A 274-nucleotide genomic window follows, 5' to 3' on the forward strand; every position below is an offset into this window, starting at 1 on the left:
TTACACCACCGCACTGTATTACCTGCATCGTTAAGCTCAGAGGCAACTTGACGGTTCGGAATTCCATTCTTTTGACGACCAAATGCATCGTTATTAGGGTCGAGTAAAATCCGAAGTTTAACGCCACGGTTCTGTGCATCTTTTAAAGCATTGATGATTTGACGCTCAGACAAATAGAACATCGCCAACTCAATCTGATCATTGGCTTTTGCCGTATTCAACAAGTTGAGTGGTGCATCTAAGATTGCTTTTTCCGTCAGCACCTGTACCTGAG

At 43.4% G+C, this 274-nt stretch carries 1 protein-coding gene; it reads right to left on the reverse strand.

The window, feature by feature from the left end; genetic code table 11:
* Nucleotides 1–274 (reverse strand): phospholipase D-like domain-containing protein (locus ACG9ZB_RS17325; protein WP_419326856.1); only part of this gene is annotated, 274 nt, incomplete at both ends.

The organism is Acinetobacter johnsonii (assembly GCF_048551975.1).
GTDB classification, from domain to species: domain Bacteria; phylum Pseudomonadota; class Gammaproteobacteria; order Pseudomonadales; family Moraxellaceae; genus Acinetobacter; species Acinetobacter johnsonii_A.